Here is a 15662-nt window from a genome sequence, read left to right as displayed (position 1 = left end):
CGATAGCGAAGTGCCGCTGCAAGCAAATCGCATAATACTAATCTGTTGTATATTAGAATATCAATCATCACTGAAATATAAAGAGGTTAGACTGTGCCTAAAAATAGTAGATCACCAAAACAACACCTGAACCCATTAGAAAAATGGCTGGCTTTAGAGTGGAATAGGCCAGAAAGATCCTACAATCCAGATGTCCGAGATTTTTTGGCAGGATTGCTTGATTATCCTAAAGATTATGTTGTCACAGAGGATGCAGGTGGAGGAGGATATCCAGATATTAAGCTTTTAACCTCTGAAAAAATTGCTTGGGTTGTGGGTGATTTAAAAAAAGATGATAAAGAACTGACTACAGAACCCGGACGACAAAAGTTATGGAATCAAAAACGCAAATATGTTGAAGGTTTAACTCGTTATGTTGTATTTCTGACGGCTCACTATCTTTGGATTGTTATGCCAACAGGTGAGGCTGTTGAAGGATTAGAAAATCCAATTTTTTTATCTAATATTACTTTTGAAGAATTGAGAGAAACCCTCAAATTTATTGCTTATTCACAAGCATCTCACAATAATCAATGGCAAACTTTTATTGAGGGAAAACTACCTTATATTTATTTAAAACTTGATGAAAATGATACTTTAAATCAATTACGAAAAGATTTACAAATTAGTTTTACAGAATTAAACGCTGCCGCAGAAGATGTTATTGCAGAATTAAGTAAAAATTATGAATATTTTAAGCAGCAAGAAAAAGAAGCTGAGGGCAATTTAGCATCTGCGACAGAAGATAGTAAACGTCGAGCAATGATGCGCCTGAAACGTAAGTTTAATTTTGAAAGGCATTTATGTGAGGATATTTTACCTCAGTTTGAAGATCAATATGGTCGAGAAGTTAATGCAAAAGGTCAACAAGCGCAAGAAAGAATTAGGGAAGCATTTGCAGCTGATTCTGTAGCTGTATTGATTGCACGAGTTTTATTTCTACGATTGGTAGAAGATTTGGGATTAACCAATAGACGACGACTTTCTAATGGTGGTCCACAAGATTGGTCAGCGTTTGTTGATCACCTAATTGGAGATGCAAAGGCATTAGTAAAACTGGTTGCTGAGGATTTGGGGCGGCTGTATCATGAGCCATTTGAACAAAATGTGTTTGATTGGATTTATGAAACCAATGGAGCATTAAATGAAGCCTTACAACGTCTGATTCTCCGATTTAATGCTTATGATTTTTCGGGTTTATCTGAAGAAATTTTAGGAGACATTTATCAAGCATTTTTACCTGCTGCTAAACGGAAACGCTTAGGAGAATTTTATACACCTCCGACCATTGTTGATTGGTTATTAGAACAAACAGTTTTCAGGCACGAAGAAGGAAAATTACTAGATCCATCTTGTGGCAGTGGTTCATTTCTCGTACGCTATGTTCATCGCTGTTTAGAAGATGCAAAAGCAAGAGGTTTAGATGTAGATTTTGTATTGCAAGAACTACAAAAAAATGTTTGGGGGTTTGATCTGAATCCATTTGCTGCTTTTATCAGCCACTTTCAATTAATGTGGGCAATGATAAGATTTAAACCTTCTAGAAATCAAACAGATATTCCCAATATTTATGTTTATAACTTAAACAGTTTGCTTCGGGATGATGATTTGGTTTCGATTTTAGGAGAAGATTTCTTATCTCCTGGATCATTGGAACGCGATCGCAGTCAGTGGAAATACATTCTCGGAAATCCGCCTTATATTCGTGCAGAACGGGTAAAATATGGCGAGGAAATGAAAGGACTATGGCAACAAGTCTGGGGACAAAATGCCGACACAGGTTTAGTTTTTCTCTATCGTTCTTTGACAGAATGGCTAGAACCGAATGGTTTTTTAGGCATGGTGGTAAGTGGTGGCTACGCTAATTCTGAAGCAGCCGCAAAGGTTTGGAAACTGCTTTATCCTAGACAAAATGCAGCACTACGAAAAATAGTTTGGCTGGAGTTTGCTGGAAAACAGTGGGATGCAAATGTAATTCCTATGTTGTTAGTAATTGAAAAAACATCAGCCCAAGAAGATGATGAAATTGAAGTTTATGTACCGTCAAAATGGCCAAGTAATGAACAATCGGTAAAAATTAAATACAAAGATTTTTTTGATGCCAAAATTAGTCCAAGAATTACTGCTATTGATCCAAGTAATCCCACAGAAGGTTTGTGGGGAGATTATTTGTTACCATTGCTGCATCCTAATGATGTTCCAATACTAAAAAAACTTTATCCAAACGATAATGGTAGAAACGTTGTTGAGTTAAAAGAAGCCGTTGCAAAACAAATGAGCCGAAATAACCGTCCATTTTGGTTTACCTATGGCATTCAAGCAGGTAGAGAGGCACAAGTTACTGAAAGTTCTACAGGCAATCGTTCTATCCAAATATTAACAGGTGGAAATTTGGCAATGGGTTGGCACGGGGAACCGGAAGGATGGCTCAATCTTGAAGATGTCCAGAAACTTAGTATTTGGGGGGAGCTTACACATTCATCATTTATTGCTGTGGCTGAATTAGCACTTGTTCCATTTGCTTCTGTCGTGGAGAGAGAAGACCTTGCTGCTCGTAATAGCATTGTTGTAGCTTTACCAAAAACAGACGGAATATCAGCAAAGGCAATTACTTCTTTTATAAATAGTAAATTAGTTCGTTTTTACTACTTAATTAGACTGAGATCAGGAGTATTGGAAGGTTCTTCTCGTTCACATATTTACCCTCGTGTCCTCGAAGCATTACCTTGGATCAAAAATTTAGCACCTGATATAGAACAGCAATTAGTAGATGGGTATAATAATCTATCTCGTTTAGCTGGTATTGCTAGAAACAATCCCAATGAGTGGCTATTATCAGAAGTAGAAAAGCAAATTGTCACAAGTCGCTACAGGTTGAGCGATCGCCGTTTGGGTTTAAACTTTTCTAGCTGGAGTACAGAAGACGTATTAGCAGAAGAATTAACCTTGGATGGTAACTGTATTGGGGCAGATTTGTTTTCACTAGAACTGGTTGATGCTGATTTAGCAGAATTAGTTTATTTACTCTTAACTAATAGCACTGATGAAACTATTTCTAAGGCAACCATTCAAAAATTGAATGTGCCTCAAGATTATACCACTTTGATGCAAAACTATCGCCAGCGATTTGCTGATTTTCAAGAAGTTGAATCCGATTTTTTCAATGCTCTTAACCAAATTGATGAAACTGTTTACACCATGTTCAACATCACTGACAGAGAAAAAGATCATATTGAAAATCGTCTTGGTAGTTTCCCGTTAAACAAGTTACAACCTCGATATCCCTGGCAAACAGTTAGACCCCGATCCATAAAGGCATATACTGAAGATAGATTTGCATAAACGTATTGACTTGAGTGCATCCATATAAATTATCCTAAATTGTAGGGGCATGGTAAATCTGCCCTTGCAACTGATTACACCCAATCAAAAGTTTTAGTAACCGCCTTCTTCCAAAGCCGATAACAACCTTCCCTCTCCACAGCATCCATCTTCGCTTCCCAAGTCTGATCTAAAAGCCAATTATCAGCTAACTCCTCCAGACTACTCCAGAAACCAGTCGCCAACCCAGCAGCATAAGCTGCCCCTAAAGCAGTAGTTTCTGATACCTGGGGACGAATCACTTGCACACCTAACACATCGCTTTGAAATTGCATTAGCAGGTTGTTATAAACCATCCCTCCATCTACCTTCAAAGCAGTTAAATTTACCTGCGCGTCTTCTCTCATCGCATCCAAAACTTCACGAGTCTGCCATGCTGTAGCTTCTAACACCGCACGGGCAATATGACCTTTATTGGTGTAGCGAGTCATCCCCACAATTACACCCCTAGCATCATTGCGCCAATAGGGAGCAAATAACCCAGAAAAAGCAGGGACAAAATAAACACCACCGTTATCTGTAACCGACATTCCGCACCCCCCAGTGTCACAATCGGTAATTTCGGATTTTTGAATACCTTTGATGATAATTTTGATACAAAATTGTTGGAATCTTAGGTGGCGATAGCGAAGCGCTGCTGCAAGCAGTTCGCCAATCTCAAATCCCCAAACGACCATTTTTCCTTGTGTGACAGTTTAGGGTGCGGAAGGTGGGTTGGTAACATCAGTGATATGCAAACCGCCTTCTGTACCACCTGTTAAATGCCAAATCAAAAAGGTGTCTTTACCCCATAATATCGGAAACTGCTGTAAAGCGATCGCTAAATCAATTCATAACGATTCTATCCAGTTGTAGCGACGCTGAAAACAATTACCAGTAGTATGGCCATTGCACTTACTTTTCTATGTTTTGCGACCCCCGGACAAATTGCTTGCAGCCAGGGGTAACAGAGAGAATCTAATTAAGCATGACGTTGACTGACTAAAACCTGATGAGAATATTCAAAATCATCATTAGTAATTCTGATATCAGCAGGATCTGTCTGTCCTTGCCCTCGGAAACGGCGAATAGCTTCCACAGCAGCTTGATTGCACAGCAACACTAAATCAGCGCCATTCCAGCCTTCTGTGACTTCAGACCAATATGTTAAATTCACATCTAATAATGGTCGTCCCTGAGTATAGACCTGCAAAATATCTAAACGACTGGCCAAATCAGGTAAATCTACTTTAAGTTGTAGATCTAACCTACCTGCCCGTAATAACGCTGGGTCAAGAGCATCAGGACGGTTTGTCGCCCCAATGACCAGAATACTTGCACCGACTTCTACACCATCTAACTCAGTTAATAATTGCCCTACTACCCGGTTACTCACGCCAGAATCACCACTGTAAGTTCCTCTTGCCGGAGCTAATGTATCAATTTCATCAATGAATATGACACAGGGTTCTGCTTGTCGCGCTTTAGCAAATAATTCCCGCACTGCTTGTTCACTAGCGCCCACCCAACGGGTCAGTAACTCTGGTCCGTTGACACCAATAAAATTAGCCCTGGCCTGGGAAGCCACAGCCTTGGCTAATAAAGTTTTACCAGTTCCCGGAGGACCCCATAGCAAAATCCCCTTGGGAGCAATAGCCTTAGTTTGTAGGTAAAGTTCTGGATAAAGTAGCGCCCCTTCTACGGATTCTCGCAGGGTTTGCTTAATATTCTCTAAACCACCAATATCATCCCAAGCAACTTGGGGAACTTCAACTTCCACACTGCGAAGTACAGCTGGTTTGATTTCCTTTAGTCCCTGCAAAAAATCAGTTTGAGTAACCGTCATGTTTTCTGGCGCTTGCACCTCTATAGAAGGAACTTGACGACGCAAAGCTGTGTAAGCCGCCTTTTGACAAACGGCCTTCAAATCAGCCCCCACAAATCCCACCGCCCGCTCGGCGATAAAATCGAGGTCAACGGTGTTATCCAAGGGCATGGAACGGGTGAGAATTTGCAGGATTTCTTTGCGGCCGTTGATATCAGGAATGCGAAACTGCACTTCTCGGTCAAATCTTCCCGGTCGTCGCAGGGCTGGGTCAAGGTGGTCAGGGCGGTTGGTAGCCGCGAGAACAATCACCCCTGGGCTATGGGAAAAACCATCCATTAAGCCTAATAATTGGGCAACCAGACGCTTTTCAACTTCCCCTTCTACGGCACTGCGGTCTGGGGCGAGGCTATCAATTTCATCAATAAAAATAATACAGGGAGCATTTTTGGCGGCTTTTTCAAAGATACCGCGCAGTCTTTGTTCCGCTTCACCGTAATATTTACTGATGACTTCTGGACCGACAATGGCAATGTAGTTAACGCCCAGTTCTTCAGCTAAAGCCCGGGCGGTGAGGGTTTTGCCCGTTCCTGGCGGACCAACTAATAATACGCCATGGGTGGGTTCTAGTCCCAATTTGGCGAGGAGGTCAGGGCGTTTTAAAGGAATAGCAATCAGTTCCTTGAGTTCTTTAAGAATTTCGCTCAGTCCACCGATATCTTTAAGAGCAATACCTGAAGTAGGATCGGGAGGAACAACTGGATCTGAGGGACCTGCACCAGAAGCTGGGGGGGATTGAGTGTTCATCCGACTTGTACCCACATCATTACCCATACTGCCCATATTAGCCCCCATATTACTGGTACGAGGGATATTTCCTGTTCTGGGAATACTGCTTAGGGGTCGGGAGTTAAACTGGACATTGGTCTTGATTTCTCCGTTTTCTGCTTTTTCTTCCAGAGTTTTTACTATTTCTAGTAACTGCTCAAATCCCTTGAATAAATCACTCATCAGATTCCTCCAAAAATTGACTCTAAAAAAACCATTGTTTCTTGGCTACATTATCCACTTAAAATAAAAGATTGGCGGCACCTTGAATTCTGGCCATGGGTTCGACAGATCTGGGTAACTTAGGTAAGCGAATAATTGTTTGCTGTGAAAATAAGCTGCTCTCAATCTCTACATCTTGAGTGTAGCGATTTTGTACCACATAACGCTGTTGAATTCCTATGGTTTTTAGAGATTCTGTTAAGCGAATATGTTCAGCTATAATTGCCGCTTCTCCCTGAATTACACCCACAAATTGGGTATGCTTTGGGTTTTTTAATTTCTTCTGAGCTTTAACCACTTGTTGGCGCAGATTTCGCAACCGCCCAATGAAATCAACTCGACCTAAGACATTCTGATATTTCATCCATAACTTAAATATCCAAGATAACCAATCTCCTAATGCAGTTGGCATTTCCAAAAATTGCAGAAGATGACCTGTGGGTGCTGTATCTAGAATAATCAAATCTTGCTGGTTGCTGTCTAATAAATCCATGATGGTGATTAGAGATAGCATCTCATCAATACCTGGTAAAGCTTGAGACATAATCTGCCGCCAAGCCTCTGGAAGATAGGCAATATTTATTGTTGCGTCTGCTTCTGTTCCTTCACCACTAATCATATCCGCCAATTCCCAAAGATAATCGGCACGAAATTGATCTAATATTTTCTCAGCATTGATTTCTTGTCCACTTAAATTGGGAGCTAATAATTTTGGTTCATGTCCTAATTTTTCACCAAAAGCATCTCCCAAGGAATGAGCAGGATCTATGGAAATTACGCGAATGTTTTTATCAGGATAACGATTAGCAAAAGCCCAGGCCATGGCTGCTGACACTGTGGTTTTACCAACTCCTCCTTTGCCACCGACAACAATCAATTGACAGCCTTCCGCTACAAAATCAGTAAAGCTTGGTAAAATTTTAGTCGGCCATTGAATTGGTGGTGGAGAAGCGAGTTCCACTTGATCAATATTTTGAATTTGTCCTGCTAGATTATCTAATGCTAACCCACCTAAAGGTGGGAATTGCTGTTGTGGTACTATGAAAACGGGTTTATTTGGGGAAATTTTGAGGAATTTATTGATGAAGTTTTGCTGTTCTGCATAGCGGTCTAGCTCTGTATCTGAATTTGCCAAAATTCGATTGATTATTATTCCCGCATAGGGAACATCTAGGTTTTTTAAACTTTCTATGAATCGCTCGGTTTCGGCAAAACACATAGGTTCGGAAATGGCGACAACTATACAACCTGTAAATTGATTATCCTGTAGCAGTCGTCTCCCTTCTGCTAATTGAAATTTTAGATCAGCCAAAAAGTCATCAACTTCATCAAGAGTATAGTTTTTTCTGGTCAAAGTTTCTGTGATCACCTGATGCTTTTTCTGGAATAACTCTAATGAATTTAAAATCACATCTAAGAAATCTTTCAATCGCAATAGGTTTAAGGTATGACCAGAAGGAGCCATATCAACTACTATGCGATCTACTTTTTTTTCAGACAGTAGACGTTGGATTTCTAGTAACCCCATTAATTCATTTAAACCAGGCCAGTTCAAATCCCAAACTGGGGCTAAATCTTGTCCGTCTGCTAGTAGTTCTAAAAATTCGCTATATTTGGCCTTAAATTCTAAGAGCAGTTTTTCAGCATCTAAAGCCTGAACACTCAAATTAGGCAAATCTGTTAATGGTGAAGCATAATCTTTCACTTCTGTCAGTAATACATCTCCTAAAGAATGTGCCGGATCTGTAGAAAGTAACAAAATTGTTTCTTCTGGGAACTGTTTTGCCCAATAACGAGCAAAACTGCAAGAAGTGGTAGTTTTGCCAACTCCACCTTTGCCGCTAAACATGACCAAATTAAGTGAGTCGTACTGGTTCATAATAAAGTTAAAAAATTAACGAAAAGACTAAGTAGGTCGGCGGAAAAGTTTATAACTATGTAAGGAAAAGTTAAGCAGGAGTATGTTTGTTGAATTTAATACGTTTTGTACTTATCTTGCTCACGAGTTAAAAATACCCTTAAACGAGCGCCCATATTTTAATCACCTCAGTAGATTTATTTTCCGTATTTACTTATCTTTACATAGTTTGGTTTCTTTGCGCCGACTTACTTAATAAATAATCACTAAATAAAGTGGTAAGGAGGAAGACAATCTCCTAAAAGTAGATCCCACTTTGGACAAGCTTTCTGCCAGGTTAAAAACTGTTCTAAAAGTAAGGTCTTATCTTGACAACTAACTAAGAGGTAAATCTGTATTTGTTCCTCTTGTTCTTGAACAACAACGGGTAATTGATTAACTTTGGTGATTAAATCAATAAGATTTTGTTTTTCTGCTGCTTGAGCAATACTAAAGTTATTTTGGTTTTGATAGCGTTGCTTTTTAGCTAAGAAATAATCCTTACCTCCCCCTTCAGATGGTACTATTTCTTCTATCATTCGTGGGATCAATTTTAAAGTAAATTCGTTTTTACCATTGATCTTTTCTAGCTTATTTTGATATTCTTTTTCATGGGATTTTAAATGGTTTAGCAGATTATTTGTAGAAGTAAAATAAGTTCCAAACCGCAAGGGTAAAACTGTAATCTGTTGAAAAAGTTCACAAATTACTCGATCATGGGATAAAGCCATTTGGATAATTTTTTCATCATTATTTTGGAATGATTCTAAAAATATCCCCGGTTCGACAATAGCCGCAAGTTCAGTACCATTAATTAGCACTACTTGATTAGCAGCACCCTGTGGCAAAATCAAGGGAGAGCTAGGTATTTCCAAAAAAGCATAAGTGTAGAGATTTTCTAATTCCATATATTTCACCTAGATAAAAATATTTGCTGTTACGAAGTACCTAAAGTTCATATTCATGGAAATAAGAGATAAATTTTTTTCCAGATAATTTGGGGATTTACAATTACAAAAACTTGGTTATAATGATAAAAAATATTCAGGTATTTTTCATGAAAACAATTAGTAATCGCAGTATTAGCAGAGCTAAAATTAGCACAATGCCTCGGACTAAGTCTGATGCATCAAGTCAATTGGATCTTTATAAAATGGTGACGGAGAAACAACGTATTCAGCGAGATATGTATTCTATTAAAGAACGAATGGGTTTACTTCAACAACGCTTAGATATCCTCAATCAACAGATAGAAGCGACAGAAAAAACGATTCATAAATTGCGTCAACCTCACTCAAATACTGCTCAAAATATAGTGCGTTCAAATATTTTTGTTGAGTCGAATAATTACCAAACTTTTGAGGTTGAATATTAAGATCCATTCTGTACTAGTAATCTGTCAAATTTATTTTGACGGGTTTTTGGTAGTGCGGGCATCTTGCCCGCGTGAGCGAGACGCTCACACTACAGTCCATCATTTTTATATTGACAAACTACTAGTTATATAACCATCCTATTTGAATTTTACTCAATATACTTAGATTGTAACACCGATCAGGAAAGGCTTGGACTTTCTCACTTTTTCAACAATCAAATAGGATTCCTATAGGATAATTCCCAATTACCGTTTTCTAAGGGTTTTGAATATAAAAAGAAGTCGCTTACTTGCGCCCATCAATACTAAGGTAACAAGACGAGATGTTGATCTTTATTAACTTCTGCTGTGAATTGAGGTGGATATTCAAAGTCTTCCTGTTCAGCTTCTAATTCTAAGCGTGCTTCCTCTTGTTCAGCTTCTAGTTCCAAGCGTGCTTCCTCTTCTAAGGCTTGAATTTTTAAAAGAATCTCTTCTTCTTGAATCTCGAATTCTTCCTCACCAATTTCGCCAATATCAAAGGAAAGTTGCAAGCTTAATAATTGTTTATGCAAATTTTCTTGGGCGTCAAATTCAGTGTTAGTCCGCTCTTGGATTTGCTCTGCAATCCAGACAACTCCATTCAGAGGACCCATGATGGGCAGTAGTAACAGTTTCGTCAGCATCGTAATAACTCCTATGAATCAAGCTGGGCAAATGTATAGGGAGCAGTAAAATTGTTGTAGCGAATACGTAAGCGATCGCCAAATTTCTGATCAATCACTTCAACACGTTCGCTAAATTCAGATTCACTTTCCCAAGGAATCAAAAAGGCTGCATTGTAAATCATTTCTTCCGTCATAGGCTCACTGACTACAATCTCCTGAGCGAAAGGATTTAGCTCCTGAGAGAAAACTTCAATTACAGCTTGTTTGCGGGCTAGGAGATTAATTTCAATTAATTGTCCAATTTGGATGACTTCCTCCATACTCAACTTTTTGCCTTCCATGTTGTCGCGCTGCTGCTTCAAATCCTGATGAGACTCCATCATGGTTTGTAATTCCGCTTTAGCATCCCAGAAAATTTTAATGCTTACCTCTCTTTTGCCTGCCAATTTTTGAAACAATTGATTCAATTGATCTTTATGGGGATTAATCAATTGACTCATGATAGTTTCCCAATCTTTAACCACTAATCCAAACCGCAGGGGGAGAAGAACACGAAAACCCTCATGCATTGTTTGTTCTAAAACTTTTTCATGAGTTAACAAATTACGGCGAGAAGCCAAATATTTTTCTTGACGAGCCTCTGAATATAAGAAACAAAACTCATCAACCACTTGACTATGAACAGGTTGCTTATCCAATCCTTCAAGATCAAGAGTTTCAGGAATTGTATTTGGAAAAATGCCGTACAAATAAAGAGGAATACTCATAAGCTGTGAATAAATTAAACCTAAATTTATGATTGATAAATTGGGATTAAATTGGTTTTGATGTCAAAACTAAACGTAATTTAGCGTGAATAAGATCGATTTGAGCGATACCTAAATCTATCTCACCATCTACAACAATTCCAGTATTTAAAAGTCGATCTAATAGCTCTAATACAGAAGGACGACTACTGGGTTGACCTGGATAATAAGAACCGGAAGATGGTAAAAGAGTCCCAATCTCCCCCAAATTTATATTCAAATCTGCCGGGTCAACCTCAAACATCTCACACAAATGTAAGATTTGTTCTTCTAACTTTTGCAGACTGTCTGCTGCCCGTTCTAAGTCAGGTTCACTCAGTAAATCCTCTTCCATGCGCCGAATTACTTGAGCTTCCATCAACTGACGCACCAATTCCAATACAGTCAAAAGTAAAGGAGCTAAACCCGCTTCATTCTTGGGTTTAGAAGCAATGGTCAGTGAATTGTTGAAGTTTTCAGCGGGAGTGCAAACCATTTTTATGATGCAACCTAAAGTTTTAAATGTCTTTGATGCAATTTGATTATTAAAGTTTCAGGAGTTTCAGATACTTCAAGCCTAGATAGTTTAGGTTAGACATCAATCGCTGGATCTACGGATGATGAACTTTCTTCACTGGTTTGAGCCTGAAAATCGAGAATTTCCACGGTTGAACCTACAGGTGATGAACTTTCTTCACTGGTTTGAGCCTGAAAATCGAGAATTTCCACGGTTGAAACCACAGGTGATGAACTTTCTTCACTGGTTTGAGCCTGGAAATCGAGAATTTCCACGGTTGAACCTACAGGTGATGAACTTTCTTCACTGGTTTGAGCCTGGAAATCGAGAATTTCCATTGATGTATTTACATATGGTGGAGTTCCCCCACTGGATTGAGCCTGAAAATCTAGAACTTCAATTGGTGTATCTACAGGTGATGGAATTTTTGCACTGGTTTGATACAAATCATCTTTAACATCTGCTGCTAAGGGGATTTCCTCTTTCACACTAGAAGATGTCAGTGAATTTAGCTTTGCCTCTAGACTCTCTAGACGATGCTGAAGTTGTTGATTTTCTTCAACCAAACGTTGAGCCTTAGTGCTGAGATAAGGATCGCTTTCCCACCAATTGATGCCCATTTCCTTGGCTTTATCCACAGAGGAAATTAACAAGCGAATCCGAATATGTACAAGTTCGGTGGATGCGATAGATATAGAAATATCGCCAGCAATCACAATGCCCTTATCTAAAACCCTTTCGAGAATGTCCGCTAAAGTCGAACCTTGGGTAGATGTGTTAATAGTTCGACTTGAGTTAGTCTGAGGACGTGTTGGCAGTATTGGGGTAGAAGTCACAAATAATTCAACTCTTGAATGGTATAGGACTCATATCTGATTTTACAGACTAAAAATTCCTGCTCTAAAGAAAATAAAGCATTGATTATTAGTTGGCAAAAATTAACTTTTTTTGCATTCGCGCTAGTGGTCTGTCGGGCTAAAAATTGTGATTTTGAGGGAAAATAGAGAGCCTATAAACTATAAACCTCATCAACAAATAGAAATTTGACAGGCCACTAGTAGTTTGTCAAGATAACAATGATGGGCTGTAGTGTGAGCGAAACCCTCACGCGGGCAAGACTTGTACTGAGCTTGTCGATAGCGCAGCGTGGCGTTAGCCATAGTATGCCCGCACTACCAAAAACCCGTCAAAGTAAGTGTGACAGACCAACAGTCTTGGACTTTTGGAAATAATTTTTAACCCTTAGAGGGTGTTTGAAAAGTCCCTCATGGTGTATCAAATATTTTCAGATCCCCCTAAATCCCCCTTAAAAAGGGGGACTTTGACTCTAGTTCCCCCCTTGCTAAGGGGGGTTAGGGGGGATCTGTAAGTGCCTAAAATCACAACCTAAAACTTTTCAAACAACCTCTTAGGCTTTGCCCAGGTTTAAAGCCGAGCAGAGTTGAGGCTTTAACTTTTTCGATAGGTTGCTTCTCAACATTTATTGAGTTACACCTATTTGCTTAATATTATATCAAATATTCGGCAGAAAAACTGACCAAGAAAGTGTTCATTCCGCAGCGACTAACACTGTTGATTGAGCGATGCTCAACTTCGCGAGTCGCTCAAGTAGTGACTCCGCCCGCATTGATCGCATCACCTCCCGGTCGGGTAGGTGAGAGGCTTCTACTTTCTAAGCTAATTTGGTTGACCAGCTAATTGTTGGGATAAAAATTGGGAATTGTCAATCAGAAAATCATTGTCTCCTGTGACTCTATTATTTAATATTTCCAGTTCTTCGGCTGATAATTTCTCTAGTAACTCCAAGAAAATGTTTGTGGATTCGCTCATAGATAAATGAGAGCGGTTGAACAGAATATCTATAGCAATATCTGGAAAATCTAAACTTTCTGTTGTCACCGGAATATTATTATCAGCACAGACCTTAGCAATCATTAAACAAGACCGTAAGCCGGAAGTTTTCTCCGCGCCGGTAGCTAGACGAAATGACTTAACTAACCGCACGATGAAGTTAGCAGATTCTCGATCTATATTTGTTTTCTGAATTAATATCTCTGTTTGAGTGATTTCATCTGGTTCTGGCATACTAATAGTTACCAATCTATCCATCAAAGCATCTTGGGTTGAGTGAACTCCCGCATACTCTTCTGGATTCGATGTAAAAATCACCCGAAATTGAGGATTAACACTCAAGTATTCTGGCTGATTGCTGCTAGGAGGAAGACTGAGAATTTTTTCTTCTAATGCTGACAGCAGGACGTTATTAACTTCAGGTCGTGAACGGTTAAATTCATCATAAACTAAGGTGAAACCTTCACGACAAGCTAAGGTTAATCGGGAATCAACCCAATTCTGCTTAAATTCGTCCTCGAGTTTAACAACACTATGGATATAGTTGTCTAGTACCTTTTTGTGAGTGTAACCAGATTCACTACCAATCAAGTCCGAACTCTTAAACTGGTCGTCTCCAAACAGTAACATGACTGGTCTGTCCAGACAGTTAGCCAAGTGCATGGCTAGGGTTGTTTTCCCTGTGCCGGCTGGTCCGCGTAAGTGAACAGGAAACCCCGATTTGAGATAACGTAGCGCCCGAATTGCGACTCGCTCGATAGCAGGTGTGACGACAAACTGCCCTGGACGAAGACGAAGAACGGCTCTTTTATGATTAACCTTGGTAGTAGTCATAATTTAAAGATGGTAAAAAAGTTTATGTTTGTGCGGATATTATTGCCAAACTTGGGTTTGTATATGAAGCACGAAGCCTAGTTTAATAAGAGTATCAACGTTAATGCTAGACAGATTTTCTATGTTAACGAATACGGAGTATAAATATAGACAACCGAAACTTCACGCCAAGAGTCATTGTTGTTGAATTTTATTAATCGCCCCCTTGTCTTACCAGTCTTGCAACTGGAATATCAGGGGGTTTTATTATGTAGCCCCATTGTCCAACAAATGGACTACAGGTAATGAGAGTATTTATTAACCAAAGATACTCACAAACAAATCCTGACGGAATTTCAGGAGAGATTCCTTCTGTTCCTTAGCTTGAGCAGTTCTTGCGTCGGCTGTTGCTGATAAAAACTGCTGACTTGTTTCTTGAAGTTCTTTGTGGAATGCTAACAGTTCTTGAGCTTGTTTTTCAGCTTGAGCAATTCTTGCTTGGGCTGTTGCTGATAAAAACTGCTGACTTGTTTCCCGAACTTCTTGATAAAATGCTAACAGTTCTTGCGCTTGTTTTTCAGCTTGAGCAATTCTGGCTTGGGCTGTTTCTGATAAAAACTGCTGACTTGTTTCTTGAAGTTCTTTGTGGAATGCTAACAGTTCTTGCGCTTGTTTTTCAGCTTGAGCAATTCTTGCTTGGGCTGTTTCTGATAAAAACTGCTGACTTGTTTCCTGAAGATCCTTGTAGAATGCTTGCAGTTCTTGAGCTTGTTTTTCAGCTTGCTCTTGTCTTTTCGCTGTCGTGACGGACAAGAATTCTCTGGTCTCAAGAGATAGTTCAGCCACTTTCTCTGCTATTGACTGATGTTCTTGCCGGATTTTTGCCATTAAAGAAATCATGAAGTTCTCCAAAAAATAGTAAATTAGCCCAGACCTAACAGAAATTGCTTCTCCAGGTACTACATTATAAGGATTCGTACTTTTTTGTAATATCCTTTGAGAAGCGTTGATTTCCAAATATCTAGATAATTAAAAAAAGCAGAACCAATATCAGGATTAATTAATCCTGATATTATGGAGCTTAATTAAATTAAGCAGGTACTGCTGCTGATTGGGTTAAACCAACTGCTTCAGCATACTTCAAGTAGGTTTCAACGGAAGCGATAACGATCCGAGCTTCAATTGCTAGTAATTCGATACCAACTAAGGAAACACGAACCCAAGCGTCAATTACGATACCTTTGTCGAGGATTCTATCAATAACTTCTGCCAAGCTGGAGGAAGAATTGGTTTTTTCAACTGCCATTTTTTTAATTCCTTGTTATTTGTGGTTATGGAATGTTTAGAATGAGGAGAATAACTATAAATATGAGTCATGGTTATTCTCTGACTTGGGAACTTGCTTAATTAAGCAGGTACTGCTGCTGATTGGGTCAAACCAACTGCTTCAGCATACTTCAAGTAGGTTTCAACGGAAGCGATAACGATCCGAGCTTCAATTGC

Annotated in this window: 13 protein-coding genes; 2 read left to right on the top strand and 11 right to left on the bottom strand. The window is 39.3% G+C overall.

From position 1 onward, the window contains the following. The first annotated feature begins 93 nt into the window (after positions 1–93). Positions 94–3381, top strand: coding sequence for an N-6 DNA methylase (locus FJR09_RS21965; RefSeq protein ID WP_168652871.1), 3288 nt, complete (start codon positions 94–96; stop codon positions 3379–3381). Between the two features lie 74 nt (positions 3382–3455). Here the strand turns inward: FJR09_RS21965 and FJR09_RS21960 are convergent, their stop codons facing one another. From FJR09_RS21960 to FJR09_RS21945, 4 genes are all read right to left on the bottom strand, one after another. Next, the gene (locus FJR09_RS21960; protein WP_015080762.1) at positions 3456–4097 is read right to left on the bottom strand and encodes an FGGY-family carbohydrate kinase; all 642 of its coding nucleotides are present in this window, start codon (positions 4095–4097) and stop codon (positions 3456–3458) included. A 284-nt stretch (positions 4098–4381) separates the two neighbouring features. Continuing rightward, positions 4382–6235: an AAA family ATPase gene (locus tag FJR09_RS21955; protein WP_168654184.1), complete on the bottom strand. Its 1854-nt coding sequence runs from the start codon at positions 6233–6235 to the stop codon at positions 4382–4384. 58 nt (positions 6236–6293) lie between these two features. Continuing rightward, a complete protein-coding gene (locus FJR09_RS21950) occupies positions 6294–8153 on the bottom strand; it encodes an ArsA family ATPase (RefSeq protein WP_174783365.1) in 1860 nt (619 codons plus the stop codon). A 245-nt stretch (positions 8154–8398) separates the two neighbouring features. Continuing rightward, positions 8399–9079, bottom strand: coding sequence for a GvpL/GvpF family gas vesicle protein (locus FJR09_RS21945; RefSeq protein WP_015080759.1), 681 nt, complete (start codon positions 9077–9079; stop codon positions 8399–8401). 149 nt (positions 9080–9228) lie between these two features. Here FJR09_RS21945 and FJR09_RS21940 point away from each other — a divergent pair, with 149 nt between their 5' ends. Then, complete coding sequence (locus FJR09_RS21940) at positions 9229–9546, top strand: hypothetical protein (protein ID WP_041458074.1); 318 nt, start codon at positions 9229–9231, stop codon at positions 9544–9546. Between the two features lie 305 nt (positions 9547–9851). Here FJR09_RS21940 and FJR09_RS21935 read toward each other — a convergent pair whose 3' ends face one another. From FJR09_RS21935 to gvpA, 7 genes are all read right to left on the bottom strand, one after another. Then, positions 9852–10211: a gas vesicle protein GvpG gene (locus FJR09_RS21935; protein WP_039203147.1), complete on the bottom strand. Its 360-nt coding sequence runs from the start codon at positions 10209–10211 to the stop codon at positions 9852–9854. 11 nt (positions 10212–10222) lie between these two features. Continuing rightward, on the bottom strand, positions 10223–10960 hold the full coding sequence (locus FJR09_RS21930; protein WP_015080757.1) for a GvpL/GvpF family gas vesicle protein: 738 nt from the start codon (positions 10958–10960) through the stop codon (positions 10223–10225). 46 nt (positions 10961–11006) lie between these two features. Continuing rightward, positions 11007–11474 (bottom strand): gas vesicle protein GvpJ, encoded by a 468-nt coding sequence (locus FJR09_RS21925; RefSeq protein WP_015080756.1) that lies wholly within the window; start codon positions 11472–11474, stop codon positions 11007–11009. Between the two features lie 95 nt (positions 11475–11569). Continuing rightward, positions 11570–12331 (bottom strand): gas vesicle protein, encoded by a 762-nt coding sequence (gene gvpJ / locus FJR09_RS25590; protein ID WP_015080755.1) that lies wholly within the window; start codon positions 12329–12331, stop codon positions 11570–11572. An 841-nt stretch (positions 12332–13172) separates the two neighbouring features. Continuing rightward, positions 13173–14180, bottom strand: coding sequence for a gas vesicle protein GvpN (gene gvpN / locus FJR09_RS21915; protein ID WP_015080754.1), 1008 nt, complete (start codon positions 14178–14180; stop codon positions 13173–13175). A 297-nt stretch (positions 14181–14477) separates the two neighbouring features. Continuing rightward, positions 14478–15059 carry a gas vesicle protein GvpC gene (gene gvpC, locus FJR09_RS21910; RefSeq protein ID WP_053538585.1) on the bottom strand — a complete coding sequence of 194 codons (582 nt, stop codon included), beginning with the start codon at positions 15057–15059 and terminating at the stop codon, positions 14478–14480. 190 nt (positions 15060–15249) lie between these two features. Then, the gene (gene gvpA / locus FJR09_RS21905) at positions 15250–15465 is read right to left on the bottom strand and encodes a gas vesicle structural protein GvpA (RefSeq protein ID WP_015080752.1); all 216 of its coding nucleotides are present in this window, start codon (positions 15463–15465) and stop codon (positions 15250–15252) included. Positions 15466–15662: the final 197 nt, after the last annotated feature.

The organism is Dolichospermum sp. UHCC 0406 (assembly GCF_009712025.1).
Lineage (GTDB): Bacteria > Cyanobacteriota > Cyanobacteriia > Cyanobacteriales > Nostocaceae > Dolichospermum > Dolichospermum lemmermannii.
This window is presented reverse-complemented; position numbering and strand designations above follow the sequence as displayed.